20 protein-coding genes and 1 tRNA gene are annotated in these 24,012 nt (G+C 46.8%); 5 read left to right on the forward strand and 16 right to left on the reverse strand.

What is annotated here, in order from left to right; genetic code table 11:
- Positions 1-36: 36 nt before the first annotated feature.
- From WCY20_RS11080 to WCY20_RS11100, 5 genes are all read right to left on the reverse strand, one after another.
- Positions 37-2,451 (reverse strand): heavy metal translocating P-type ATPase, encoded by a 2,415-nt coding sequence (locus tag WCY20_RS11080; protein ID WP_345975147.1) that lies wholly within the window; start codon positions 2,449-2,451, stop codon positions 37-39.
- Positions 2,444-2,926, reverse strand: coding sequence for an asparaginase domain-containing protein (locus WCY20_RS11085; RefSeq protein WP_345975149.1), 483 nt, complete (start codon positions 2,924-2,926; stop codon positions 2,444-2,446). Before WCY20_RS11085 ends, WCY20_RS11080 begins: the two co-directional genes overlap by 8 nt.
- Positions 2,923-3,432 carry a D-glycero-beta-D-manno-heptose 1,7-bisphosphate 7-phosphatase gene (gene gmhB, locus WCY20_RS11090; protein WP_345975150.1) on the reverse strand — a complete coding sequence of 170 codons (510 nt, stop codon included), beginning with the start codon at positions 3,430-3,432 and terminating at the stop codon, positions 2,923-2,925. The genes WCY20_RS11085 and gmhB overlap by 4 nt, the downstream gene beginning before the upstream one ends.
- A gap of 90 nt (positions 3,433-3,522) precedes the next feature.
- Positions 3,523-4,107: a D-sedoheptulose 7-phosphate isomerase gene (gmhA, locus tag WCY20_RS11095; RefSeq protein WP_345975151.1), complete on the reverse strand. Its 585-nt coding sequence runs from the start codon at positions 4,105-4,107 to the stop codon at positions 3,523-3,525.
- Positions 4,108-5,313, reverse strand: coding sequence for a glucose-6-phosphate isomerase (locus tag WCY20_RS11100; protein ID WP_345975153.1), 1,206 nt, complete (start codon positions 5,311-5,313; stop codon positions 4,108-4,110).
- Positions 5,314-5,524: 211 nt separating this feature from the next.
- Between WCY20_RS11100 and rho the strand changes: the two genes are divergently transcribed.
- Both rho and murI read left to right on the forward strand, forming a co-directional pair.
- Positions 5,525-6,844 (forward strand): transcription termination factor Rho, encoded by a 1,320-nt coding sequence (gene rho, locus WCY20_RS11105; protein WP_345975154.1) that lies wholly within the window; start codon positions 5,525-5,527, stop codon positions 6,842-6,844.
- 101 nt (positions 6,845-6,945) lie between these two features.
- Complete coding sequence (murI, locus tag WCY20_RS11110; protein WP_345975156.1) at positions 6,946-7,701, forward strand: glutamate racemase; 756 nt, start codon at positions 6,946-6,948, stop codon at positions 7,699-7,701.
- 16 nt (positions 7,702-7,717) lie between these two features.
- On the opposite strand, the gene WCY20_RS11115 is transcribed toward murI, so the two are convergent.
- Positions 7,718-8,491, reverse strand: coding sequence for a hypothetical protein (locus tag WCY20_RS11115; RefSeq protein WP_345975157.1), 774 nt, complete (start codon positions 8,489-8,491; stop codon positions 7,718-7,720).
- Between the two features lie 560 nt (positions 8,492-9,051).
- Between WCY20_RS11115 and WCY20_RS11120 the strand changes: the two genes are divergently transcribed.
- The 3 genes from WCY20_RS11120 (at position 9,052) to WCY20_RS11130 (ending at position 12,125) form a co-directional block, all read left to right on the forward strand.
- Complete coding sequence (locus WCY20_RS11120) at positions 9,052-10,836, forward strand: DNA polymerase III subunit gamma/tau (protein ID WP_345975159.1); 1,785 nt, start codon at positions 9,052-9,054, stop codon at positions 10,834-10,836.
- Complete coding sequence (locus WCY20_RS11125) at positions 10,836-11,111, forward strand: hypothetical protein (protein WP_345975160.1); 276 nt, start codon at positions 10,836-10,838, stop codon at positions 11,109-11,111. The genes WCY20_RS11120 and WCY20_RS11125 overlap by 1 nt, the downstream gene beginning before the upstream one ends.
- A 108-nt stretch (positions 11,112-11,219) precedes the next feature.
- Entirely contained in the window at positions 11,220-12,125 is a 906-nt protein-coding gene (locus WCY20_RS11130; RefSeq protein ID WP_345975161.1) for a uroporphyrinogen-III synthase, read from the forward strand.
- Between the two features lie 288 nt (positions 12,126-12,413).
- Here WCY20_RS11130 and WCY20_RS11135 read toward each other — a convergent pair.
- The 10 genes from WCY20_RS11135 to nhaD all read right to left on the reverse strand — a co-directional run bounded on the left by WCY20_RS11135 (position 12,414) and on the right by nhaD (position 23,987).
- Positions 12,414-12,498, reverse strand: a tRNA-Leu gene (locus WCY20_RS11135).
- Between the two features lie 52 nt (positions 12,499-12,550).
- Positions 12,551-12,865, reverse strand: a complete 315-nt coding sequence (locus WCY20_RS11140; protein WP_345975163.1) for a F0F1 ATP synthase subunit C — start codon at positions 12,863-12,865, stop codon at positions 12,551-12,553.
- A 212-nt stretch (positions 12,866-13,077) separates the two neighbouring features.
- Positions 13,078-15,252, reverse strand: a complete 2,175-nt coding sequence (locus tag WCY20_RS11145; protein ID WP_345975165.1) for a polyribonucleotide nucleotidyltransferase — start codon at positions 15,250-15,252, stop codon at positions 13,078-13,080.
- Position 15,253: 1 nt separating this feature from the next.
- The gene (locus WCY20_RS11150) at positions 15,254-15,904 is read right to left on the reverse strand and encodes a phosphoribosyltransferase (protein ID WP_345975166.1); all 651 of its coding nucleotides are present in this window, start codon (positions 15,902-15,904) and stop codon (positions 15,254-15,256) included.
- A gap of 9 nt (positions 15,905-15,913) precedes the next feature.
- Positions 15,914-18,121 carry an LPS assembly protein LptD gene (gene lptD / locus WCY20_RS11155; RefSeq protein WP_345975168.1) on the reverse strand — a complete coding sequence of 736 codons (2,208 nt, stop codon included), beginning with the start codon at positions 18,119-18,121 and terminating at the stop codon, positions 15,914-15,916.
- Complete coding sequence (locus tag WCY20_RS11160) at positions 18,081-18,533, reverse strand: RDD family protein (RefSeq protein ID WP_345975169.1); 453 nt, start codon at positions 18,531-18,533, stop codon at positions 18,081-18,083. The genes lptD and WCY20_RS11160 overlap by 41 nt, the downstream gene beginning before the upstream one ends.
- A gap of 9 nt (positions 18,534-18,542) precedes the next feature.
- Positions 18,543-19,808 (reverse strand): phosphoribosylamine--glycine ligase, encoded by a 1,266-nt coding sequence (gene purD / locus WCY20_RS11165; protein ID WP_345975170.1) that lies wholly within the window; start codon positions 19,806-19,808, stop codon positions 18,543-18,545.
- Positions 19,809-20,146: 338 nt separating this feature from the next.
- Positions 20,147-20,803, reverse strand: a complete 657-nt coding sequence (locus tag WCY20_RS11170; protein WP_345975172.1) for a uroporphyrinogen-III synthase — start codon at positions 20,801-20,803, stop codon at positions 20,147-20,149.
- A 214-nt stretch (positions 20,804-21,017) separates the two neighbouring features.
- The gene (gene guaA, locus WCY20_RS11175) at positions 21,018-22,556 is read right to left on the reverse strand and encodes a glutamine-hydrolyzing GMP synthase (RefSeq protein ID WP_345975174.1); all 1,539 of its coding nucleotides are present in this window, start codon (positions 22,554-22,556) and stop codon (positions 21,018-21,020) included.
- Positions 22,557-22,679: 123 nt separating this feature from the next.
- Complete coding sequence (gene nhaD, locus WCY20_RS11180) at positions 22,680-23,987, reverse strand: sodium:proton antiporter NhaD (protein WP_345975176.1); 1,308 nt, start codon at positions 23,985-23,987, stop codon at positions 22,680-22,682.
- Between the last annotated feature and the right edge of the window lie 25 nt (positions 23,988-24,012).

Genomic DNA, 24,012 nt, shown 5'->3' on the forward strand with positions numbered 1-24,012 from the left:
CTGTTTTTTACCATAAGGTATCTACGGTACGTCACCCTATTTTCTCTTCCAGCTCCACTGTATACGCATCGAATTTCCGACAACCAACAGTGAACTGATCGACATCGAAATAGCGGCGATCAACGGGATGATAAAACCCGCCATCGCCAATGGAATCGTTACGGCATTATACACCAGCGAGAGCGCCAGGTTCTGCTTGACGAGTCTGTAGGTCGCGCGTCCGATGCGAAACGACTCTTCAAGCGAACGCAATGAATCATTCATCAACACCACATCGCTCACATCAATAGCAATGTCACTTCCGTTGCCCATGGCAATGCCGATCTCTGCCTGTGCAAGGGCCAGGATGTCATTCACGCCGTCACCGGCCATAACGACCCTGTGGCCGTCTGCCTGCATATTGGCGATCATCTCGGCTTTATGTTGCGGCGTCAGGTCAGCCTGGTAATGTTCGATACCGACCTCATCGGCGATACGTTTTGCCACACCTTCATGGTCGCCCGTCAGCATCACGACATCGATACCCGAATGCTGCAGGTCTCTGATGACGTCAGCCGCATCCGCTTTTGGCATATCCAATAGTTCGAATCGGGCGATGAGCCGATCATCGATCGCAAAATAAAACAGCGTGTGCGTGTTCTCCATCGGCGTATCAATGCCCTGCTCCTGCATCAGCACTTTGTTGCCGCCTACAAGCATCTGTTGTTCACAGCGGGCCACCATCCCTTTGGCCGCGATCTGCTGCACCTCATTAAGTATCGGAACTGTCGGTTGTTTATCATCACGCAAAAGGTATTCACTCACCCCCGTTGCAACCGGATGTTTCGATGCGTTCAGAAGCGCCAATAGCTTCAGACTGTGCGACGCACGTTCATGCGATGCATCAAACCACTCCACGCTATGCACTTTCGGCCGCCCCTCCGTGATCGTCCCGGTCTTATCAAGGACCAGCGTATCTACCTTCGCCAATGTCTCCAGCTGCGCAGCCTCTTTGAACAGAATACCCCGTTTGGCACCCTGCCCCAGTCCGACCAGTGTCGCCACAGGTGTCGCCAGTGCCAAGGCGCACGGACAGGCGATGACAATGACGGAGATGCCCACCATAAAGGCGGTCTCAAAACTGTGCGGCCAGAACCACCAGACAATAAATGTACCCAGCGCCAGCAGCAGGATCACGGCCGAAAAGTATTCCGAAAGGCGGTTTGCCACCTGTTCAATATGCGGTTTTTTGGCCATGGAACGTTCCAGCATGGTCAGAATATTAGAGAGGGTAGAATGCTCAAAATCTTTTGTCGCCCGGTACTGGACAACGGCGTCGATACTGGTCGTACCGCTCACCACATGCTCGCCGACACGCTTGAATATCGGTTCACTCTCTCCGGTAAGACTCGATTCGTCGAAACTGCCTTCACCCTCAATGATCTCACCGTCAATGCCCGCTTTTTCGCCGGCTTTCAGTAGCAGGATATCACCGATTACGACCTCTTTGACATCAACGTTGACCTGTTCACCGTTTTTAAGAACCGTCACTTCACCCGGGACATGCTTGGAGAGCAAATCAAGGGTATCGGCTGCACTCTTCTTGCTGAGAACCTCCAGAAACTTCCCGATCAGTACGAAGGTGATGATCATCGTCACCGAATCAAAATAGGCCTCGCCCTTCTCGAAGATCGTTATATAGATAGAATAGAGGTAAGTTAAGAGGGCCCCCGTTGCGACCAGAATGTCCATGTTGACCGTTTTGGTCTTAAAGCCGTAATAGGCGCCTCTAAAAAAGACCCAGCCGCTGTAAAACAGCACCGGTGTGGAGAGTATCCATTCGGCAGTATTGAGTATGTTTTTGACACCTTGTTCCATCCCCGTAAAGAAGCCGGCATACTGTGCCACGGCGATCGTCATGATATTCATCATGACAAAAACGGCGACAGTAATACGAAGGTAGTAGTCTTTGCGCTCTTTCTCCGCGCGTGCTTCCTGGATCTCAGGATCATACGGAAACGCATCATAGCCGATGGCACGGATCATATCGATTATCGCGGAAAGTTTTACGATCTCATCATCCCAGATAATGCGCGCTTTGTTGTTGGTATGGTTGATATGGGCTTCAACGACACCTTCCATTTTCGCCAACGCTTTCTCATTGAGCCAGACGCAGGCCGAACAGTGGATCCCTTCGATGATCAGTGAGACCTCGTTGAACCCTTCACTGTCAACAGAGACATATCGGGTATAAAAAGCCGGTGAATTGAAGTTGCTGCTATCTTCAAACTGCTGTGTCGGCGGGGCCAGTTTCTCATCACCCAGCTTGTCGTAAAAACTGTCAAGTCCTTCATCTTTAAGCAGATGGTAGATCCCCTGGCACCCTTTGCAGCAAAAATAGTGTTCTCCCTCTTTGATCATGACGGACTCATCAAATTGAAGATGACAATGGTCACACGCTACATTAGACAATTTCAAACCTTCCTTCCGCTCTGTTCTTTCGGATCTGCTCATGCGGTGCGATAATACCGCTCATGCAGATATAAACACCCGGAGCAGGCCGTGTTGCTGCAAACCCGAGCGCCATGCCGAGGTTCAGGCTCGCTTCTGTCTGATCAATAGAGTACGGTACCATCGCACCGACAAGGACGATGACCCTGTCATGCAGATGTTCGGCCAGGGTCTTGGCCGTCAGATCCATCGTGTCTGTCCCGTGCACAACGACGAAGACATCTTCGTCATCCGCCTGCAAGATCGCTGCCAACTGGTCACGGTCGTTCTGTTCCATATCCAGCGAATCCCGGTAGATCATGCCGGCGACCTCTACATCATAGGAAAAACTGCTGACGATCGACTCGACAGCGCTGTTGTCAAAAGGAATCTCAAGTCTGCCGCTGATGGGATCATAGCGTTTGTTAAACGTGCCGCCCGTGTTCATTATCTTCATAGTAACTCTTTCAATGATCTGATGATTCTGCTTGCTTCGCTTTGCGTCGCATCCTGGGAGTAGAGATAGCTCTCTTTCACTCCGACCCGGTGCGCGGCAACAATGTCGCGTTCGCTATCCCCCACCAAAATGGAGTTGGCAAGGTCGATTTTATGCTCTTCGGCTGCATCCAGCAGCATGCCAGGCTCCGGTTTACGGCAGCTGCATGTACCGGAGATATCCGGATGGTGCGGGCAGTGGTAGACACCATCGATAACAATGCCCTTCTCTCTGAATGCCTGTATCATCCATGCCGTCAATTTTTCAAAATCATTCTCATTGTAATAACCGCGCGCAATGCCCGACTGGTTTGTCACAACAATGATCTTGTAACCGAGGTCCTGATACTTTTTACACAGTGCAAAAATACCGTCGATGAACTCGAAATCCTCGATCTTATGAAGATAGTTCTTCTCGACGTTGATCACACCGTCGCGGTCCAGGAAAAGTGCCGGTCGTTTGGTCATCTTACCTCGCGCCTTTATGCTCTTGCCCGGCTCGGAAATTCTCCGGTTTTAAGGTCAGAAACGCCATCCAGCCCACACTTTTCATCCGCTTTATACACCCTCGCCAAACAACTCTTTTTCAATAATATCACAGAGGATATGTCCGATCAGGATATGGGACTCCTGGATACGCGGCGTGGTATTTGAGGGTACAATCAATGCGTAGTCGGCCATTTGCGCCATCTTTCCGCCGTCACGTCCGGTCAGGGCGACCGTCGTGATCCCTTTGGCTTTCGCCGATTCAAATGCATTGATGATATTTTGCGAGTTGCCTGAAGTAGAGATACCGATAAAAAGATCGCCCTCCTGCCCCATCCCTTCGACCTGGCGCGAAAAGACCCTGTCGTAACCGTAATCATTGCCGATAGCCGTCAGGTTGGAGCTGTCGGTTGTCAGCGCGAGCGAAGGAATAGAAGGTCGGTCAAAACCGTAACGTCCGACCAGTTCAGCGGCGATATGCTGTGCATCGGCCGCTGAACCGCCGTTACCCGCCAGCATTGTTTTCTTGTTGCTGCGATAGACATCCAGACAGGCCTGGGCAACCTCTGCTATCTTGGCGATAAACGTCTCATCATTCAATATTTTCTGTTTTGTCTCGGCAGAAGCCGCCACTTCTTTTTTAATATATTCGATCATCTACTTGCTTTTCAACTTCTCTTTCAAAATGATTTTTCCCATCTCGACACCCGGCTGATCATAGGCATTGATATCAAGCATATTGGCCACCAATGCGGTCAACAGCTCATAGTAGAGGATCAGCTGACCGATCTCTGACGCATTGACGCTCTCTATCTCGATCACATCGAGCGGGATATTGTCCAATGAGTCGAGCGCTTCGATGATCGAGTCCGCCTGCATGTTGATCAGTTCCGAAAAATCGAATCCGTTGATCAGGTCCATCGCCTCAAGATGCTCGAACGAATTATTCGGGATACGCATAGTGTTGTTAAACTCTTTGATCTTGATCACGGTCACCGACTTGTCGCGCTTTCCTTCGACGATCAGCTGTAGAAAAGAGTGCTGATCGGTCGGTCCGATCAGCCCTACCGGTGTCAAGCCGACATGGAGTTCGCTGTGGCGCTGTTTTTTACCCAGACTCTCTCCCCAAAGCTGGACATACCAGGCGTTAAACTCCCGAAAGACCTCCGAGTAGGAGAAGAGGCAGTTAATGTTATAGGTGTTGGCCTGTTGGGCGTAAAACGTCGCCTTTTTCATCAGGTTGTTGCAATACCCCTCATCATTAAAAAAAGCGTTGCGCACCTTGGCCGCCCCTTCCAAAAGAGCTGTGATATCAACCCCGACCAGCGCCAAAGGGATCAGACCGGCACTGCTTAAAACGGAAAAACGGCCGCCGACGTTCGCCGGGATCTCAAAATGGCCGATGCCGCGGGCGTCGGCAAATTTTTCAAGCGCCGAATTTTCATCCGTAATGACCACACAGTTATCGTTTTGTAATCTCTCCACCGCATCGATGTATTTTGCTACGGCGATCGTCTCGATCGTCGTTCCCGATTTGCTGATGAGGCAGTAAAAAGCGTTATGCATATCAAAACTTTTAAGCTTGCTTTCAAGGATCAATGGATCAGTCGTATCTAGAATATGCAGTTTTTTATCGAATGAACGGACAAGATCGAGAAAGTGATGCACAGCCGAAGCGCCCAGAGCACTCCCTCCGATACCGATAACAACAATATTGTTTTGCTCTACCTTGGACGCGAGTTCAAGATAGGGTGCTACATCCTGATCACAAAGATCGTAAAAACCTATGCTCTCCCGCTCTTTGGCAATAGCATCAGACAGTTTGTCATTAACCTTGGGTGCGAACTCAAACGTATTTGTCATAATTCATCCTCTTTTTTAAAGTATTTCATTTTATCGCACTTAAACTCTAGTGAGGCTAAATAGACGCGTATTTTACGTTGAAGCGTCAAAAAAGAACATAAACTTGACATCTGACTCTCAGTTGTTATAAAATACGGCATTGAAAACCTTAAATCACTTCTTCAACTTTACAACTTCTGTAAGAAATTCCACAAATTCCATAAGGTAAATTATGAGCGACACCCGTCAGCAAAAAAACAACAAAACCTCCCGAACGCATGTTCCTGTCACCGGCCACACCATTGAAGATCTACGTACCAAAACCTTGGATGAACTTGTCAAAACAGCAGATGAACTTGGGGTTGAGCAGCCCAATGAACTCAAGCGTCAAGATCTGATATTTGAGATATTGAAGTCACAGACATCGCAAGGCGGGTTTATCCTCTTTACCGGTATTTTGGAGACCATGCAGGACGGTTACGGCTTTTTACGCTCTATTGACACGACCTTCAGCGACTCGCTTCACGATGCCTACGTCTCAAGCACACAGATCAAGAAGTTTGCCCTTCGTAACGGTGACGTCGTTACCGGTCAGGTGCGTCCGCCGAAAGACCAGGAGCGTTACTATGCCCTGCTTAAAGTCGAGGCGATCAACTACCTGCCGCCGGCCGAGAGCAAAAAACGTCCACTGTTTGAAAACCTTACGCCGCTTTATGCACTGGAACAGCTCAAACTTGAGTACAAACCTGAAAAACTGACAGGCCGTATGCTGGATCTCTTCTCGCCTATCGGTAAAGGTCAGCGCGCGCTGATCGTCGCACCGCCTCGTTCGGGTAAAACAGAGCTGATGAAAGAGATCGCTCACGGTATTACCTCCAACCATCCGGAAGTCGAATTGATGGTCCTGCTTGTCGACGAACGTCCCGAAGAGGTCACCGATATGGAACGTTCTGTCAAGGGTGAAGTCTACAGTTCAACCTTTGATATGCCGGCGAAAAACCACGTAAAAGTGGCTGAGATGGTCATCGAACGTGCGAAGCGCCGCGTCGAGATCGGTAAAGATGTGGTCATCCTGCTCGACTCGATCACACGTCTGGCCCGTGCCTACAATACGGTAACACCGTCAAGCGGTAAAGTACTCTCAGGCGGGGTGGATGCCAATGCCCTGCACAAACCGAAGCGCTTTTTCGGTGCGGCGCGTAATATAGAAAACGGCGGTTCGCTGACCATCATCGCTACGGCTCTTGTTGATACCGGCAGCCGTATGGACGAGGTGATCTTTGAAGAGTTCAAAGGAACAGGAAACTCCGAAGTCGTACTAAGCCGCAAGATCTCAGACCGCCGTATCTTCCCGGCTATCGACATCTTGAAGTCCGGAACGCGTAAAGAAGAGCTGCTTATCGGACCGGAGATCCTGCAAAAGGTCTTTATTCTGCGTTCAATGCTGCATAAACAAGAAGATGAAGTCGAGGCACTTAAATTCCTCTACACCAAGATGAAAAAGATGCCGACCAACGAAGACTTTTTAAATATGATGAACGAAGGCAACTAGGGAATGACAAAGATCGAGGGACAAAGAGAGAAGATTGAAGATACCCCTTCTTGTATGCCCCTCTCCGGACCTGTTGTTTATCACTCTTTCAGGACAGAGCATTGAAAGTCGGCGTATTTGACAGTGGTATAGGCGGATTGACCGTCGTAAAATCACTTTTGGAGCACCAGCTCTTTGAAGAGATCATCTATTTTGGCGATACAGCCCGTGTGCCTTACGGAGTCAAAGATAAGAACACTATTGTCCGCTACTCCCTCGAAGCCCTGGAGTTCTTCAAAAACTTTGAGATCGATCTGCTGATCACCGCCTGTAATACAGTCAGCGCCTATGCTCTCGAAGAGATGAAGGCACAGGCCCCTTTCCATGTTATCGGCGTCGTTGAACCGGGTATCATCGCCGCAAAAAATGCGCTCTCCGACCCCAATGCCAACATTCTTGTCTTAGGTACCAAGGCAACTGTCAATTCCAAAGCCTATGAGAATCTGCTGCATCAACAAGGCTTTACCAACACAACAGCCAAAGCAACCGGGCTTTTTGTACCGATCATTGAAGAGGGACTTTTTGAAGGCGAGATTCTAGAGAGCACCATGCACCACTATTTCGGAAACCTCGATTGTCCGGACGGCATTATTTTAGGCTGTACCCATTTTCCGCTTATTTCACAGGCAATTGGAAACTATTTCGACAATAAAAGCATTCTGATCCACTCCGGTGAGGCGATCGTGGAACATCTTGAATCGCATTACGAGTTTACGCACAAGCATCCGCATCCAAAGCTAAAGTTCTTTGCCTCTGAAAATCCGGAAGCACTGCGCAGTACAGCACGTCAATGGCTTAACCTGCCTGATGAAATATAAAGACCGGACAAGCCCTTTAATTAGACGCCAGTTCGGTATAAATTCTTTTTCCTACAACATCACCATACAGTGCAATGTCGTTTATGGTTGCGATGGAAGGGAACCCGTCGGCATCCAGGCTGACAAGCAGTTCGCCTTTTCCGTTTTCAAAATTGTCTTTATCGATGGCTACCCCGAACAGATCATTGTTTGACACCTCTTTGGCCGGTAGAGTGACCATCACCTCACCCTCATCACTTTTAATGCCTACCGCGCGCAGCGTTTTCCTTTCACCTGCACTCATAGAGGCCATATAGTGACGACTGTTAAAAAACAGAGAGACGATATCGTTTCGTGCATAATATTCGTTTGTTTTGGAGGAGAATGAGAACTCCTCTTTTTCTGTTGCGACGATACGCAAGCTTTTAATATCAAGAGAATTACTGCTGACCCTTTTGATCTGCGTGTTCTCTTTCTGAACGACCTTGTTGATGTGATCAAACGTGTAAACGGTGTATTTTACTTTATCATTTGTCTCTCGTTTTACAACCAGGACATCCGGAACAAATTCGTCTCCGTCAAAGGTGCCCTGGGAGATATAGGTATCACTTCTCTCTTTCGTCATCTTTGCGGCAATGCCGATCGCCTGGGCATGAAGCGTGATAACATAATTGCCGTTCTGCTGGACTTTACTCATCGAAGCCTTTCCGATTGTGCCTACAGCTGATAGATCGACATCATATTGAACCGTAGTGGTCGATGCGTATATAAGATTGGTCATAAGTATCATAATAAATAAAAAAATTTTCATCTTCATACTCCTTTTTTTACTTAAAAAGTCTACCTTAAGAAAATGTGAAAAAAATGACATTTTGAATAAAGGTTTTATCCTCTATATACACCGTGAAAGCTGCTCCAAAACTACGACAGGAGCTGTCACGACATCTCGTTTTATGTAAAGCATATTCTAATCGGATACAGAGCATCTCTGCCTGAAGTTAAGGGGTGCAATTTCTTTAGCTATGCTAAGGGCATTTTTGACACGGTATGGAATCAGCTATCAAGAAAAGAGATACAGTAGGCATACTGTCGGATTACCCTCTTTGAAAGCCATGCTATGTTAAAATAATATAAAGGGCATCTCTAAAACCCCTAGTTGGTTTCAGCGGGAGTGATAAAGAGAGCGATCTTGCACATAAAGCGCTAAAGCGCAATGCAGGGCGGCACTAAATGCCGCATCGTAGAATTTTCTATCCTCATAGCTATGGCTATGACTCAAGAAAAGTTCTGCACCATATCATCTCTCATTCTTCCCTCTGAAGCCAGTTAGGGATTTTAGAGGTGCCCTAAATTCTATGTAAGGCGTTTTAAGTGAAAGAGAGTTCTGAAGTTTTAGCACGAAAATATCGTCCCGAGAGTTTTAGTGAACTGATCGGCCAGGAGACGATCTCTCAGACTCTCTCACTTGCGCTTGACTCCAATCGCCTTTCACACGCCTACCTCTTTTCAGGTCTGCGTGGTTCAGGCAAGACATCGACCGCCCGTATCTTTGCCAAAGCGCTTATCTGTGAGCAGGGACCGACTTCCAATCCCTGCGGTATCTGTGAACATTGTATGATGGCGAAAGAGGGTCGCCATATGGATATCATCGAGATGGACGCCGCCTCAAGCCGCAAGATCGATGATATCCGCGACCTTATAGAGCACACTAAATATAAACCGGCTGCAGGACAGTACAAGATCTTCATCATTGATGAAGTGCATATGCTCACCAAAGAGGCGTTCAATGCGTTGCTCAAGACCCTTGAGGAGCCACCGCCTTATGTCAAGTTCATCTTGGCGACGACCGACCCGCTGAAACTGCCTGCGACCATTTTAAGCCGTACCCAGCACTTCCGATTCAAACGTATCTCTATCCTCAATGTCGTCCATCATCTGCAACATATCCTGCAGCTTGAAAATATCACCTATGAAGATGCCGCGTTGGAAATCCTTGCCCGGAGCGGTTCAGGCAGCCTGCGTGACACGTTGACCCTGCTCGATCAGGCCATTATCTACTCGAAAAACCATGTTGATATCCAGACCGTCACCGACATGCTCGGCCTTGTCGATCCGCAATCTATCGAAGCGATCTTTAGTGCCATCTTCAACAACGACAGAGAAGCACTTCTTGCCCATATCCAAGAGCTTGAAGAGTATGAAGCCGAAATGGTCGTTGATGAGCTTATTGCCTTCCTAAAAGAGCGTCTTTATGCGCAAGACGGCCGTTACTCCATTCTACTGCTCGAGCGCTTCTTCCGCATCCTCTCTGACGCCAAATCACTTTTCAGTATCAATGCGGATGGCGGTTTTGTCTTAAGCATGATCTTTTTTAAGATGCTCGAAGCGATGAAGGTCAAAGAGATCGACCAGATGATCGAATCTTTGGAAGCACAGATCGGCAGCGGTGCACCGATGCCGAGACCTCAGCAGACTCCGCCGGTACAAGCCGCGACAACAGCCGAAAAGGCTGAACCGGCAGCAGAGGTCCCTGCAACGCCAGAAGAGCCTGTAATGCCGGCTGAAAAAGCTGTAGAACCGCCTGTTGCCAGTGATGCGAAAGAACGTGCTTTATTCAAACAGCTTATCCAGAAAATCGAAGACCGCAGTATCGATCTCGGACGATGCTTCAAAGAGCAGATCAGCTTTGTCTCTTATCGGGACGATCTTCTTATCTGGGAGAGCTGTGCCGACGAAGAATGCAAAAAGCAGCTCAAACACGGCTACAGTGTGATCAAACAGTTTGTTCGTGAGATCTTTGGTTTTGAGACGCAGATCAAAGCACAGAAATGTTCCAAAGCAGCGCCTTCGACACCGCCGGAACCCACACCTACGCCAGAACCACAAGCAGAAGGACCCCAAACCACTGCGGCACCTCAGACACCGCCTCAACAGCAGATGCAACAGCCTGTTCCAGATACGATGCAGAATGCACCCCAGTCTTCATCGATGACCGAAGAGTCAGAGGTCGGTACCGGTTCCTGTGTTGCAGGCTGCAGCGACAGCGATCAATCCACCAAAGAGTTTGACGGCCAGGCTATTCTTGACGAGCCGATGATCCAAAAAGCGACCGAACTCTTTGAGGCCACCAAGATCACCATCCAAAACAAAGTCTAGTGGCGTACCTCAACAGCTCCTCTTTTCACAAGCGTCTTTTGAACCTCAAAGACGGTGCCTATGATGTCATCTATGAAAACAAACGTTACCTGCTGCGCAAAGAGACCCTCCTGAATGGCAGACTGATCAAAGCCTACGCCGAAGAGCTCGGCGGCAACGACTTCATAAGCCTTAATTATTATCCCCAGACGCTTGGCGGCCTCTTGAAGCCGTGTGAGATGCCGGAAGAGAAGGTCATCTCCTTTATCAACAACTGCCGTACCGTCACACTGTGATGCAGTTAACAGACATTTAACAATATCAGCGTTTGAGAGAAAGATGGTGCAACCTCTATCAGTTGTAAATCAGCAGTTGTTTACACAAATACAATACACTACGATATTATGACAAATATAACCGAATTATTGAAACCGTTAAATCTTATTTATTATGAGTATGACAATCCATCAAAAATGGTGATATTGGATCAAAAGCATACAACAGATGCCTCGATGGAACTGGTAAGCATCACGCACCTGTTTCAAAAACATAACATTCAATACATTATAGATAAAAAAAAGAACCTCCACATCGTTCACAACCCGTCTTGGATCAAAAAGATTCAATACTCACTTACTCCAAGCATAAAGCGTTTTATCAGCAAACAATACGATGTATATGTATTAAGTGATAAAGAAGTTGACTACGCTAAGAACCTTCCTGTCATCGTTACAAAACCGATACCTTCAGAGATTGATTTCAACCTGTATGACGGATTGATTTTCACCTCCAAAAATGCGGTCTTTGCAATTGAAAATTTTAATGAAAAATGGAGACAGAAACCTGTCTATGCGTTGGCTCCACAAACTGCAAAAGCTGTCAAATCATTAAAAGGCCAGTTAAGATTTGTAGGTAAAAGCCATTACGGAAATGAATTTGCAAAAGAGTTGATAAAACCATTGAAAGATAAAAAGCTACTCTACCTTCGTGCAAAAGATGTGGCATCCGATTTATGTGATAACCTCAACAGTAAAGGGGTTTTATGCGATGAAGTGATTGTCTATGAAACGACCTGCAAACAGTTTGATCAAAAGATTGTTCTCCCTAAAAACTCAATCATCATTTTCTCTTCACCATCAACAATCAACTGCTTTTTTCAAAACGCCGATTGGGATCCCACTTATACAGCCATAGCAATTGGACATACGACAGCACAGTATTTTCCGAAAGAAATCACACCATATATAGCAGAAACGACCTCTATAGATGCGTGTATACGAAAAGCCATGTCAGTCAAGAAATCTTTGTAATTATTTACATTTTCAATTCCTTAATATTTATGCTTATCCCGTTTTCAATATACTTCTATGGCATCGAGGATTTTTTTGACTTCAGCAGAATCAATGTTGTATCGGTTGCTCTTTAATAATATCTTCTTGTAATTAACCATTATTTTATATTTTTATTCATTAATGGTCTTGTAGACTTTATCATGAATTGCAAACGCCAATTCAAGTTCGAAATGTTATTGTAACGTACTTGATGTTCGTATTTTAGGGGTTTATGTGTATATTTAAGATTTATCTGGAGTTGAATTATGGTGCGCACGAGAGGATTTGAACCTCCACACCCGTAAGGCACTACCCCCTCAAGGTAGCGTGTCTACCGTTCCACCACGTGCGCATTATAAAGAAAGATGTCAGCCATAAAGGCTGACTGAGGGTTACTTAGGTGATTAACCTAGGTAAGGGTTCGCGTAAAGAGCGATAAGCGCGATAACTAGAGTATAGATAACTTGCGCTTCGATCATTGCAAGAGCGATGAACATTGTAGTCATTAGCTTACCGCCAAGACCTGGGTTACGTGCAGTACCGGCGATAGTAGCAGCAGCAGTGTGACCCATACCGATAGCACCACCAAGTGCAGCAAGACCAAGACCAACACCTGCAGCGATCATTGAGTACGCTTTAAGAGTTTGGTTCGCAACGTCTGCATCAGCAGCAAATGCAGTAGCAGCAAGTGCTAGCATCATTAATACGATTTTTTTCATTATATTTCTCCGTTTAAAAATCAAAGTCCGTTCGGCTAGCGTAACCCACCTTAAGCGGTGAGCCATGACCACATAAATGCGAGCCATGTCCCTACTAATTACTTTGTGTGCGCAATTATAGTGCGCTCTAAATAAATATTATATTAAGAACGCAGATTTTAATGCGTTAAATGCATTTCATCTGCTATAAACAGGCAACTGCATTGGCAGTTTTATACTGCAGCACGTCCGAGACTGATTTTATTGCCTTTAAATTCCAGGATCTCAACATTGATGGTATCACCGATACTGATCACATCAGTAATATTTTTAATGTGGCCGTCTGAGATTTTGGAGATATGCAACAGTCCATCCACACCACCGGGTAGTTCGATAAAAGCACCGAAATCGACAATGCGTTTCACCTTCCCTTCGACAATATCGCCCACCTGATATTCCGGTAACGGCTCGCGCTTTTTGTTTGCGATCTCTTCAATATGTCTGCGCGCCGCTTTTACCCCCTCACGGTTAAGACCCGACACCTTGACTTTTCCGCCTTTGCGATCGATATCGATCGCGACTTCGAACTTCTCTATGATCGAGCGGATTGTTTTGCCTGCCTGACCGATGATCTCGGCAACACGGGCTGGATCAATATGAAAGATGGTATGGGTCGGCAGGTCTGGATTGGTCTCTATCTTTTTTTCGGCTTCAAGCATAACGTCAATAATATGACCGCGCCCCTCTTTTGCCTGAAACAGTGCTTTCTTAAGCACTTCCAGGTTGATACCGCCGAGTTTAATATCCATCTGCAGAGCAGAGATCCCCTCTTTTGAGCCGGCTACCTTGAAGTCCAGATCCCCGTCATGATCTTCAAGGCCGGTAATGTCGGAGAGGATCGCGTATTCTGAACCTTCCGATACCATCCCCATCGCGATCCCGGCAATCGTATCGGTCAGTTCGATCTCGCCGGCACGCATCGCCATATAGCCGCCGCACACCGTCGCCATAGAAGAAGAACCGTTTGACTCCAATATTTCGGAGACAAGGCGGATCGTATGCCCCGGCGATTCAAGCGTACACTCCAGCGCCCGCTTGGCAAGATTGCCGTGACCGAGTTCGCGGCGTTTGGGCGCACCTATCGGAGAAGCCTCACGTACTGCAAAGCCCGGAAAGTTGTAGTGCACCATAAAACGTTCGCTCTTCTGAGCCGTGTCGGTAAGACTTTCGTACATCTGGGCATCTTTGTCACCGCCAAGCGTCATAACGACCAGAGCCTGTGTCTGTCCCCGGGTAAACAGGCAGGACGCATGGGCAGACGGCAGAATATTGGTTTGTATATCGATCGGGCGGATAGCATTTAACCCACGTCCGTCAGCACGCACACCCTCTTTTAAGATCTGTTCTCGCACCATCGATTTTTTAACATTGATCAATGCCATTTTGACATGTTCTTTGTCCCACTCTTCATGCTTTGTCAGAACATCATTTCGAATCTTTCGCAAGGCATTTGAGCGTTCACTTTTAGCCATCTCTTTAATTGCCTCTTTGACCGCTTCGGCATGCTCTTCAAGAATGTATGCCTCAATTTGCTGTGTGCCGCTCACCTCGTGCAGTTCCATTGTCATCGGCTCTTTCGCATACGGGTCAAAAGCACTCTCGTATGCTTTATTAGCGGTATTAAGCCTCTCTTGTGCCATAGAAAGGATCTCAATAAACTCCTCTTCACTGACAAGGTTGGCATGATAGCTATCCACCGTATCGACGCCCATTGCCGGATCGATCATCGGATCGACCATGGCAGTTGAGAGCAGTTCAGTCTCCACCGACCCATGTGCTTTCATCTCGATCATCAACAGATCTTCTCTGCTGCCCGCAACATACAGATCCAGCGTACTCTCATGGAGTTGGGACATAGTCGGATTGGCGATCAGTTCACCTTCGACCCTGGCAATGCGGCACGATGTCACCGAGGTCTTAATATCAATATCAGAGACATAAAGTGCAGCTGAGGCTGCATTCAGTGCGAGGGCTTGTAAATCGCTCTCTTCATCCGCACTCAAGACTAGAACGGTGATCTGGATCGGGTTGGTAAAACCTTTTGGAAAAAGCGGACGCAGGGATCGGTCGATGATTCGCGAGGTCAAGGCTTCAAAATCGCTCGGCTTACTCTCGCGTTTGATATACCCTCCCGGAAATTTACCCGCTGCGTAGGCTTTTTCAATATACTGCACCGTCAACGGTAAAAACTCGCCGCCGGCGAATTCATTTTCGTCTATCACCACTGTTGCCAGCAGAACCGTTTTACCGCTTTTTAACCATACTGAACCGTTCGCCTGCTTGGCAACACTTTCCAGGGCATATTCTTCGTTTTTATTATCCAAATCTATTAATACGTTATAGTCCATCTTATTCTCCTAGGTATTGCGCGATCTGCGCATCGGTAACAGGTTCAAATGATTCATAATAACTTTTTGTATCAATATAATCATCCAGGGCTGAGATAAAAAAGATCTCGTCGGTCAAAGGTTCCAGACTGTCAAGCAGATCGCTTGGCAAAACCGGTACCGCGACATAAACGGCTTTGGGTCTCATCGCTAAAACTGTTTTTATTGCTGCCATCAGCTTTAGACCGCTTTCCGCCCCTTCATCCACCAGCAGTATGGTCCTGCCTTCCATGTCTTCAAAATGCTTACCCTTGCGGTATTTGTAAATATAACTCAAAATCTTCTCTTCATACTTACGTGAAGCTTCACCGTAAATATAGTCATACTTGATGTCAAATGTTTTCACCAGGCTGTCATTAATCACAATCTCTTCATGTTCACTCACCCTGGCCAACTCGCATTCGCTGTTTTTAGGGGCATAAATACCGGCAGAAAAGAGAAAATCCTTCGCTAAATTCAGACGTTCATTCATGTAATACATCAGCTCCAAACCTCCGGAAGAGACAGCGACAAGATGCCACTTCTCTTGCTTCATCCGATCCCGGGGAAGATGCTCCTTGAGCCTGACTGCAGCATCCTTCCGATCTGTAAATATCATTCTGTTCGTACTCATGCAGACTCCTTATTGGCTCGTTAGTGTATCGCTGGTTCTGTAGCTCACTTCCGAACCGCCGATAGGTTTGAGAATAAGCGTAAAGTAAATATATTTATCAAACGTACTGTCTGTAATACTGTTCTGCCTGAGAACCGGACGGTTATTCTCCACATAACGCAGCCCAAAATCCCAGCATCGCTTTGTATAGAGAAACCCGATCTCAGAATACTTCTTGATACTGTTTTCCACATCAAATGCATATTTTGTAAAGTACTTATAGTGTTTATTATAGCGATAAGAGGCATCAGCATTCAAGTAGTTTGTATAGGGGTTGAGCTTATCTTTGTAGGCTTTGTTCTCATACAGATAGGAAAAGCCTATATTAAAAGCTTTGTCCTGATATCGCAGGGTATTAAGTGTCTTCACCCATTCATTACGCTGAAAACTGTAAAACGTATCGTCGTAAAATGATATTTTATCCGTTATATTCCATCTAAACTCATTTTCGAAGTCGCCTAACCCTTCCTCTTGCGAATTGGATGTCGTCAGCAGTACCGGTTGCGAAAGGCGATGGTATATCTTCTCTCTGCCACTGTTGTCAATGATATACTGTGTAAACTGAAGGTTCACATTGTCTTCTATATTTGATAAGGTATAGAACTCACAATTCTGCGGATATAAAGGAAGATCACTCGTACAATCGTTTTCTACAAGTGCATAGTAACCGCCTTTTTTATCACTGCCGAACTTTGTGTACGTTCCGGAAAACACCATAGTATGGGAATACTCTTCATAGCCTTTTGTCAGATAGGAGTCCACGTTTACGTTATGCGATAAACGTCCGTAATATCCCCGTTTATAAATATCTTGTGTCACGCTTGCATCGGCTTCACTTCTAAAGTCGATCAGCCTGCCGTAAAGCTGCGCCTTATATGCGACGTTGATATAATCATCGAGAAAAGCACTCTGCAGAGTAACAGGGATGTTCAACTCAAGTTCTTCACCCTCTTTTCCCTCTTGTCGCACATAATTGTTGGCAGTCATGTTGAGTGTGTAATAGAGGTGCTGATCCAAATAGGCGTCAAGATAGTGATGGTATTGAAGAATAGGAAGTTTTTGGATCGTTGCTTTACGTTTATCGGCGTCTTGGGGATTAAGATCAAGATAATATTTCAGATAAGCGCCATAGTAGTTCTTCTCTTCATTGTAAAAAAGGTTGACACGCGAATAGACCTGGTTGGAAGTGACCGAGTTAATGGTATCGTTACTTGAAAGATTGAGATAATCGACATCATTCATCCATTGGACATCGCTGTATAGACCCGATTGCCCGCCAAGATCAAGTCCAAACCAATGTTGCAAAACGCTTCTGTTCTGGTACTTGAATCCGAACCCGTAATGTCTGTCATTTTGAAGGTTATTCTCCAAAAAATAGCTATTTTTTTCTTCAAAATACCCTAAGGTAAGGCTTCCTCTGGAATCCTTGGAATCCACAAATCGAAGGGTACCGTAAAGCCCTTGTCCACGGGAGGTACGCAGTTGCGGCTTAAGTTCGATATCAGCACTGTCTCCCAAAACGATGTAGAGCGGCTGCTCATAATAGAGACCCTCTGAACCTGAAACACCGAAAGAGGGAATCAACAGACCGCTTCGGCGTGACCGGTCCAGAGAGTATCCGAAATAGGGAAAATAGAGCAGCGGGATCCCCCCGAAATGGAACCGAGCATTATAGATATTGAGCCATTTGCTCTCACTGTTGTAATCTGAACTGCTGAAATAGATCTCCCAGAGCGGATTACTGGGCTCACATCCTGAGATAATACCTTTTTCGATATTGACAGTATTTTCGCACGCCTGGGATTTTTGCGAAGAGAGCCAGACCTTTGACTCTTTGTCCAACATATAAAACGGTGATATTTCACGCTCTTTTCTGTCAATATTGAGCTTCATATAGTCGCCAATGAACTGGTATTCACTCCCTTTGAGTGTCACAACGTTTCCGAAAAGTTCAAGTACCGTACTGTTCTTGTCATAGCTGGCTTTTTCAGCGCTGATATAGCTGTCCTGATAAATGACCAGGACATCACCTTCTGCATAGACTTTATCTCCATGCATATTCAGATCTTTGGCATAGAACTCTACCGGATCGCCTGCATAAAGTATCGGTGTCAGGAAAAAAAAGAGAAGCAGATACCTAAGATGCATTGACCACCAAAGTTCGAGCCGTCTTGTCATGCCAGCTCTGTCTATTTTTATCATAAAAAGCCCAGATAAAGCCGAGGTAGAAGATCATCTCGCTGATGATACGGAACACACCCCGGTTGAGCGCACTGCTGAAGATCGGCCTCTGCATCGTCACCGCATCGACAATGTTGATCTTCATCACCATTTTTCCCAACGTAGCACCGTAAAGATAGACAAAAAACGTTTGATAGATGATCTTGATAAGAAGGTACTCAAAGGTAAACGTGTTGATAAGAGCGACAATCGCATCCGGGTCGTTCACTGCCGAGAGCTGGTCCCAGATGATGATCAAAAACAGAAACGCAAGGATCAGCTCGTCAATAAAAAATGCGAGTGCACGTTTTTGTATACTGGATAACTCCAATCCGGCATTGAGAAGACGACGCTGAACCTCATCATTCACGGATAAAGCCTAGAGTGCTTGGTAGGCGATATCGGTACGTAACTTCTTACCGGCAAAATGGACCTGACCGCAAAGTGCGTAAGCACGATCCCGCGCTTCACGGATCGTATCACCAAGGCCCACGCAGACAAGTACCCGCCCGCCGTCAGCATAAAGTATACCGTCTTCTTCACTGACACCGGCATAAGAGATATGGGTGTGTTCTTTAATATCTTCATGCACGATCTCATCAACAACGATCTCGGCAGGCGGCGTTGAACTGTACGGGTAATCTTTACTTGCCATAACAACGCCGACAGCATACTCGTCTGAAAATTCCACATTCAGTGTATCAAGCTGTTTTGTCGCTGCTTTATAAAAGAGTTCGGAAGCAGGTGTTTTGAGAAGCGGCATCAGAATCTCACACTCCGGATCACCGAACCGGACATTGAACTCCAGTGTAATAGGCTCACCGTTGACCACCATGATACCGATAAAGAGGACACCCTCAAAAGGTGCGCCCTCGGCTTTCATCCCTTTAAGTGTCGGACGGATAATACGCGCTTTAACCTTCTCATACAAGGTATCATCGACAAGCGGTGTCGGCGCATACGCCCCCATCCCGCCTGTATTCGGTCCCTGATCACCATCCAGAAGGCGCTTATGGTCTTGGGCGGCTTGAAGCAGGATAAAATCATCCCCATCACAGATAGCGAACATAGAGAGTTCATAACCGTCAAGAAACTCTTCTACGATGACCTTCTTGCCTGCGTCTCCGAAAGCTTTACCACTGAGCATCTCGCCGACTGTTTTTTTCGCTTCATCGTGGGACTGGGCGATGATAACCCCTTTACCGGCACACAGACCATCCGCTTTAACAACAATCGGCGTCGGCAAGGTCTCAATAAACTTATAGGCGGCTTCGATGTTGTCCGTTTCAATGTAACGTGCTGTCGGAATGTCATATTTCGCCAAAAAGTTTTTCATATAGACTTTTGAACCCTCAAGCTGCGCTGCCTCTTTGCTCGGGCCAAAAATTGTCAGCCCTTTGGCCTTAAAGATATCGACGACGCCGTCGACAAGCGGTGCTTCCGGCCCAACGATCGTCAGATCGATCTTGTTCTCGATCGCAAAATCAGCCAATGCATCATACTCTTTGATACTAAGATTTTCACCCAGTTCACGTGTCGCGCCATTGCCTGGCGCAAAAAAGAGTTTCTCAACTGCTTCATCTTTTTTCAGGGCACGCCCGATAGAGTATTCGCGTCCGCCGCTGCCTAGTACCAATATGTTCATCTTAACTCCAAATATGATCGATCAAAATTTTTATAAAAACAGACATTGTACATTTTAATAAAAATTCAGGAAAACCTTAATGGACTCTTCAAGAAGTCCGAGTGGCCGGTCCGCACTAAGCTTTGGTTCTCAAAGCCGAAAAAACAGCAAAGTGAGTGTTCCATCAGGCCGCAATCTCTCTGGTTTGACCCATCAAACGAGACCACCGCACACAAGAACATCTACAGCATTCACAAAAAGAAAATGTAGAACCCTCATAATTGCGAGAAATCGCACCACCCAGGCTAATTAATATTATACAAAAACAGAGCTTTTTCGGGGCTAAATCGAAAGCCCATTTAGAAGGTCTGTAAGAGTTTTTCAGCCAATAAGACAGATGCATCGACAGTCGGAAGATCAGGCATATGATATTTTATGTTTTCAGGCAATGCTTTTGCCGTCGTCTTTCCGATCACGACAACTTTATAACTGGATTTAAAGCTAAAGAGCGTCATAAAACAGGCTATCGTCAACGGTGACGTGAAGACGAGTATTGCATTGTCAGGAAGTTCGATATCTCGGCACGCATCATTGCAATAGGTTTCATAGACAATGATATCGTCCATGTGAACACCGGCTTGTTTCACATGTTCTTTAAAATCTGAGGCGACCACTGCAGGACGGGGATACAGCCAGCGATATGAAGCGTAATTGTCTATAATGATATCCGTCAGAGAGTCGCCGTACCCTTCCCCTTTTTCAAGCAGTTCCCCTCCCGCTTTTTCGACCGCATAAGCAGTCTTGGAAGCGACACACAAAGCAGGCAGCACTTTCCAGTTTGAAGAGATCTTTTCCAAAGCCGTGACTGCCTGTTTGGATGTCAATACAATAGCATCATATGCGCTGAAGTCTATCACCGGCTGGAAAAAACGGGTCGCTAAAATAGGGATGTGTGTTACATGGGGATGTGAAGTCGTGGAAAAAAGAAAGATGGCGTTTTTACTATCTTGCGTCATTGTGGCCTCGATTTAGACATAAAAATTGTAGATTCCGGATCAAGTCCAAAATGACAGAGTTTATTATGCTCTACCTTCACAGCAGTAAAAATGGGGAGTTTGTGTAGGTTGTGCAAAAGTGATCCCGAAGGCGTACATCGGTACACCGAACGGTGAACTTCAGTGCAAGACAGCCGGGGGGCTGGACCCTACGCCGAAATCGTCGTTTTTTACTTTATTCCCATTCGATCGTTGCCGGAGGCTTGGATGAGATATCGTACACTACGCGGTTGATGCCGTCAACCTCGTTGATGATACGGCGGGAGATACGTTCCAGCAGATCGTGCGGCAGGTGTGCGAACGTCGCCGTCATACCGTCGACTGCCTCAACAACACGGACACATACCGTATTGTCATAGGTTCGGTTGTCACCCATGACACCGACTGATTTAACATTCAACAGAACGGCAAAAGCCTGCCATGTACGGGTGTAATAGCCGCTTGCTTTCAGCTCGTCCAGAAGAATAGCATCTGCTTCGCGCAAGAGGTCAAGGTCGGGACGGTTTACATCGCCCATAATACGGATCGCAAGACCCGGTCCAGGGAACGGATGGCGGTTGATCATGCTTGAAGGGAGGCCAAGTTCAAGTCCCATTTTACGGACCTCGTCTTTGAAGAGCTCACGTAACGGCTCGATCAGTTCAAAATCCATCCAATCAGGCAGACCACCCACATTGTGGTGTGACTTGATGACCTCGGACGGCCCTTTGACTGAGATTGACTCGATAACATCCGGGTAAAGTGTCCCTTGTGCCAAGAACTTGATGCCTTCATGCTTTTTTGCTTCCGCTTCAAACTCTTCGATAAAGGTGTGGCCGATGATCTTGCGTTTTGTCTCAGGGTCACTGACACCGGCAAGCTTGCCCAGGAAGTTATCGACAGCATCAACCGTAATCAAAGGCACTTTCAGGTTGATTTTAAAGACCTCTTCGACCTGCTCGCGTTCACCTTTACGAAGCAAACCGTTGTCGACAAAGACCGGCACCAGCTGATCACCGATCGCTTCATAAAGCAGTGCAGCAACAACAGAGGAGTCTACCCCGCCGCTTAGACCGCAAAGCACTTTCCCGTCGCCCACTTTTTCACGGATGATCTTGATCTGCTCTTTTAAGAAGTGACCCATCTCCCACTTCTCAGTCACACCACAGATCTTGCGTGCGAAGTTGCGAAGCATCAAGTAACCTTCAACCGAGTGATTGACCTCAGGGTGGAACTGCATTGCGTAGACTTTTTTATCTTCGTTTGCAATGGCAGCATACGGCGAATTAGCCGAGATCGCAATCGGTTCAAAGCCTTCCGGCAGTTCATCTACGCGGTCACTATGGCTCATCCAGACGGTTGTGCCGTTATCGACGTCATCGAAAAGCAGTGACGGTTTAACAATCTCCAGTTCGGCTTTGCCGTATTCATGGTGATCAGAACGGATAACCGAGCCGCCAAAATCGACTGCGATGCGCTGCATACCGTAACAGATACCAAGTACCGGAATACCCATATTGTAAACTTCCTGGTCAACTTCATAGGCATCTTTGCTGTAAACCGATGAAGGGCCACCGCTTAAGATGATCCCCTGTGGGTTTTTTGCCTTGATAGCATCGGCCTTTGTATAGTAAGGAAGAATCTCACAATAGATCTTCTCTTCACGCATACGACGTGCGATCAGCTGTGTGTACTGAGAACCAAAATCTAAAACGACAATACTGACGTGTTTCAAAACAGTGCCTTTAAAAGTAAAGTAAGTATGACAGGATATCCTAAAGAGGATTAGAGGCGGCTTTTATAAATAAAATAGTACAGGGTATGCATATTGCAGAGCAGACGCCCTGCATGAAAGAGTTTAGTAAAGTCCCAGGACCTGGAACTGAACGTACCAGAGTCCCATCGATAGAATATAACCGGCCAAAATCGTCCAGGCGTACTTCATATGCGAACCGAAGGTATAGATACCGCGAAGACGCCCCATAACACCGACACCGGCAGCTGACCCGAAACTGATCAGACTGCCGCCGATACCCGCCGTCAGGGTGACAAGCATCCATTGGTCAAGCGACATCTCCGGACTTGCTTTCAAAATGGCGCTCATGACAGGGACGTTGTCCACAATTGCCGAGATGAAACCGACCCCGATATTGGCCGCAGTCGGTCCGACCAGACTGTAAAGATCATGAATGTAGTTCAAGAATCCGACATAGTGCAGTGCTCCGACTGCCGAAAGGATCCCGAAGAAAAAGAGAAGCGTATCATTTTCGATTTTTTTCATATTGACAAAAATATCGAAGGAGTCCGCTTGCTGGCGTGTCAAATGGAACGAATAGAGTTTCAGGATCGACAGACCGAACAGCATGCCCCACATTGCCGGAAAATGGAAGAACTGATGGCCCATAACAGCTACAAAGATTGTAAACACACCCAGCCAGACAACGACCATGCCGCCATCACGCATCTTTGGTTTCTCCTCGCTTGTAGCATCAAAAGGCGGCTGTCCCGTCGGTACGGCTCTGCTAAGCAGCCACGCCGTAAACAGCCATCCGCCTATAGAAGGGACAAAAAGGAAGAGAAAATCGATAAACTCGCCTTTTTGGGCTGTCCACGCCATCAAGGTCGTAATGTCACCGAAAGGGCTCCAGGCACCGCCGGCATTGGCGGCAACGACAATGTTGATCGCACCGGGGACCAGGAATTTATGGTTCTCTTTGTCAATCGTAAAAAGCACCGTTGACAGGATCAGCGCCGTTGTCAGGTTATCTGCGACCGGGGAGATAAAAAATGCCAGAAGGCCGGTAAGCCAGAATAGCTTTTTATACGTGTACCCCTTCGAAACGAGGTTGTACTTCATCAGATCGAACACGCCGCGTTCGATCAGTGTCTCGATAAAAGTCATCGCGACAAAGAGGAAGAAAAAGATCTCGGCGATCTCTTCGATCAACAGCGTCATCTCATGATGCAGCGGCGTCGGGTCCATCCCGTTCAGGGTATAGTAAATACCGATCAGCATAAAAGAGAAGGTTCCGATAAACAGTGCCGGTTTGGCCTTGTTGATCTCGTACTTCTCCTCTGTCGCGATAAAATAATATCCGATTATAAAAACCGCCAGTACAGCGATTCCCACCCATGTTGTCGATAAATTCAGCATGTCTTCATGCATATAATACTCCCAGTTAGAATAGATA

Source organism: Sulfurimonas sp. HSL3-7 (assembly GCF_039645985.1).
Taxonomy (GTDB): domain Bacteria; phylum Campylobacterota; class Campylobacteria; order Campylobacterales; family Sulfurimonadaceae; genus Sulfonitrofixus; species Sulfonitrofixus jiaomeiensis.

Coding starts and splice junctions, on each gene's coding strand:
- WCY20_RS11085 (WP_345975149.1), bottom strand. CDS start 2,926: ATGAAGATAATGAACACGGGCGGCACGTTTAACAAACGCTATGATCCC.
- gmhA (WP_345975151.1), bottom strand. CDS start 4,107: ATGATCGAATATATTAAAAAAGAAGTGGCGGCTTCTGCCGAGACAAAA.
- WCY20_RS11150 (WP_345975166.1), bottom strand. CDS start 15,904: ATGAGTACGAACAGAATGATATTTACAGATCGGAAGGATGCTGCAGTC.
- nhaD (WP_345975176.1), bottom strand. CDS start 23,987: ATGCATGAAGACATGCTGAATTTATCGACAACATGGGTGGGAATCGCT.
- purD (WP_345975170.1), bottom strand. CDS start 19,808: ATGAACATATTGGTACTAGGCAGCGGCGGACGCGAATACTCTATCGGG.
- WCY20_RS11170 (WP_345975172.1), bottom strand. CDS start 20,803: ATGACGCAAGATAGTAAAAACGCCATCTTTCTTTTTTCCACGACTTCA.
- WCY20_RS11145 (WP_345975165.1), bottom strand. CDS start 15,252: ATGGACTATAACGTATTAATAGATTTGGATAATAAAAACGAAGAATAT.
- WCY20_RS11130 (WP_345975161.1), top strand. CDS start 11,220: ATGACAAATATAACCGAATTATTGAAACCGTTAAATCTTATTTATTAT.
- WCY20_RS11140 (WP_345975163.1), bottom strand. CDS start 12,865: ATGAAAAAAATCGTATTAATGATGCTAGCACTTGCTGCTACTGCATTT.
- lptD (WP_345975168.1), bottom strand. CDS start 18,121: ATGACAAGACGGCTCGAACTTTGGTGGTCAATGCATCTTAGGTATCTG.
- WCY20_RS11100 (WP_345975153.1), bottom strand. CDS start 5,313: ATGACAAATACGTTTGAGTTCGCACCCAAGGTTAATGACAAACTGTCT.
- WCY20_RS11115 (WP_345975157.1), bottom strand. CDS start 8,491: ATGAAAATTTTTTTATTTATTATGATACTTATGACCAATCTTATATAC.
- gmhB (WP_345975150.1), bottom strand. CDS start 3,432: ATGACCAAACGACCGGCACTTTTCCTGGACCGCGACGGTGTGATCAAC.
- rho (WP_345975154.1), top strand. CDS start 5,525: ATGAGCGACACCCGTCAGCAAAAAAACAACAAAACCTCCCGAACGCAT.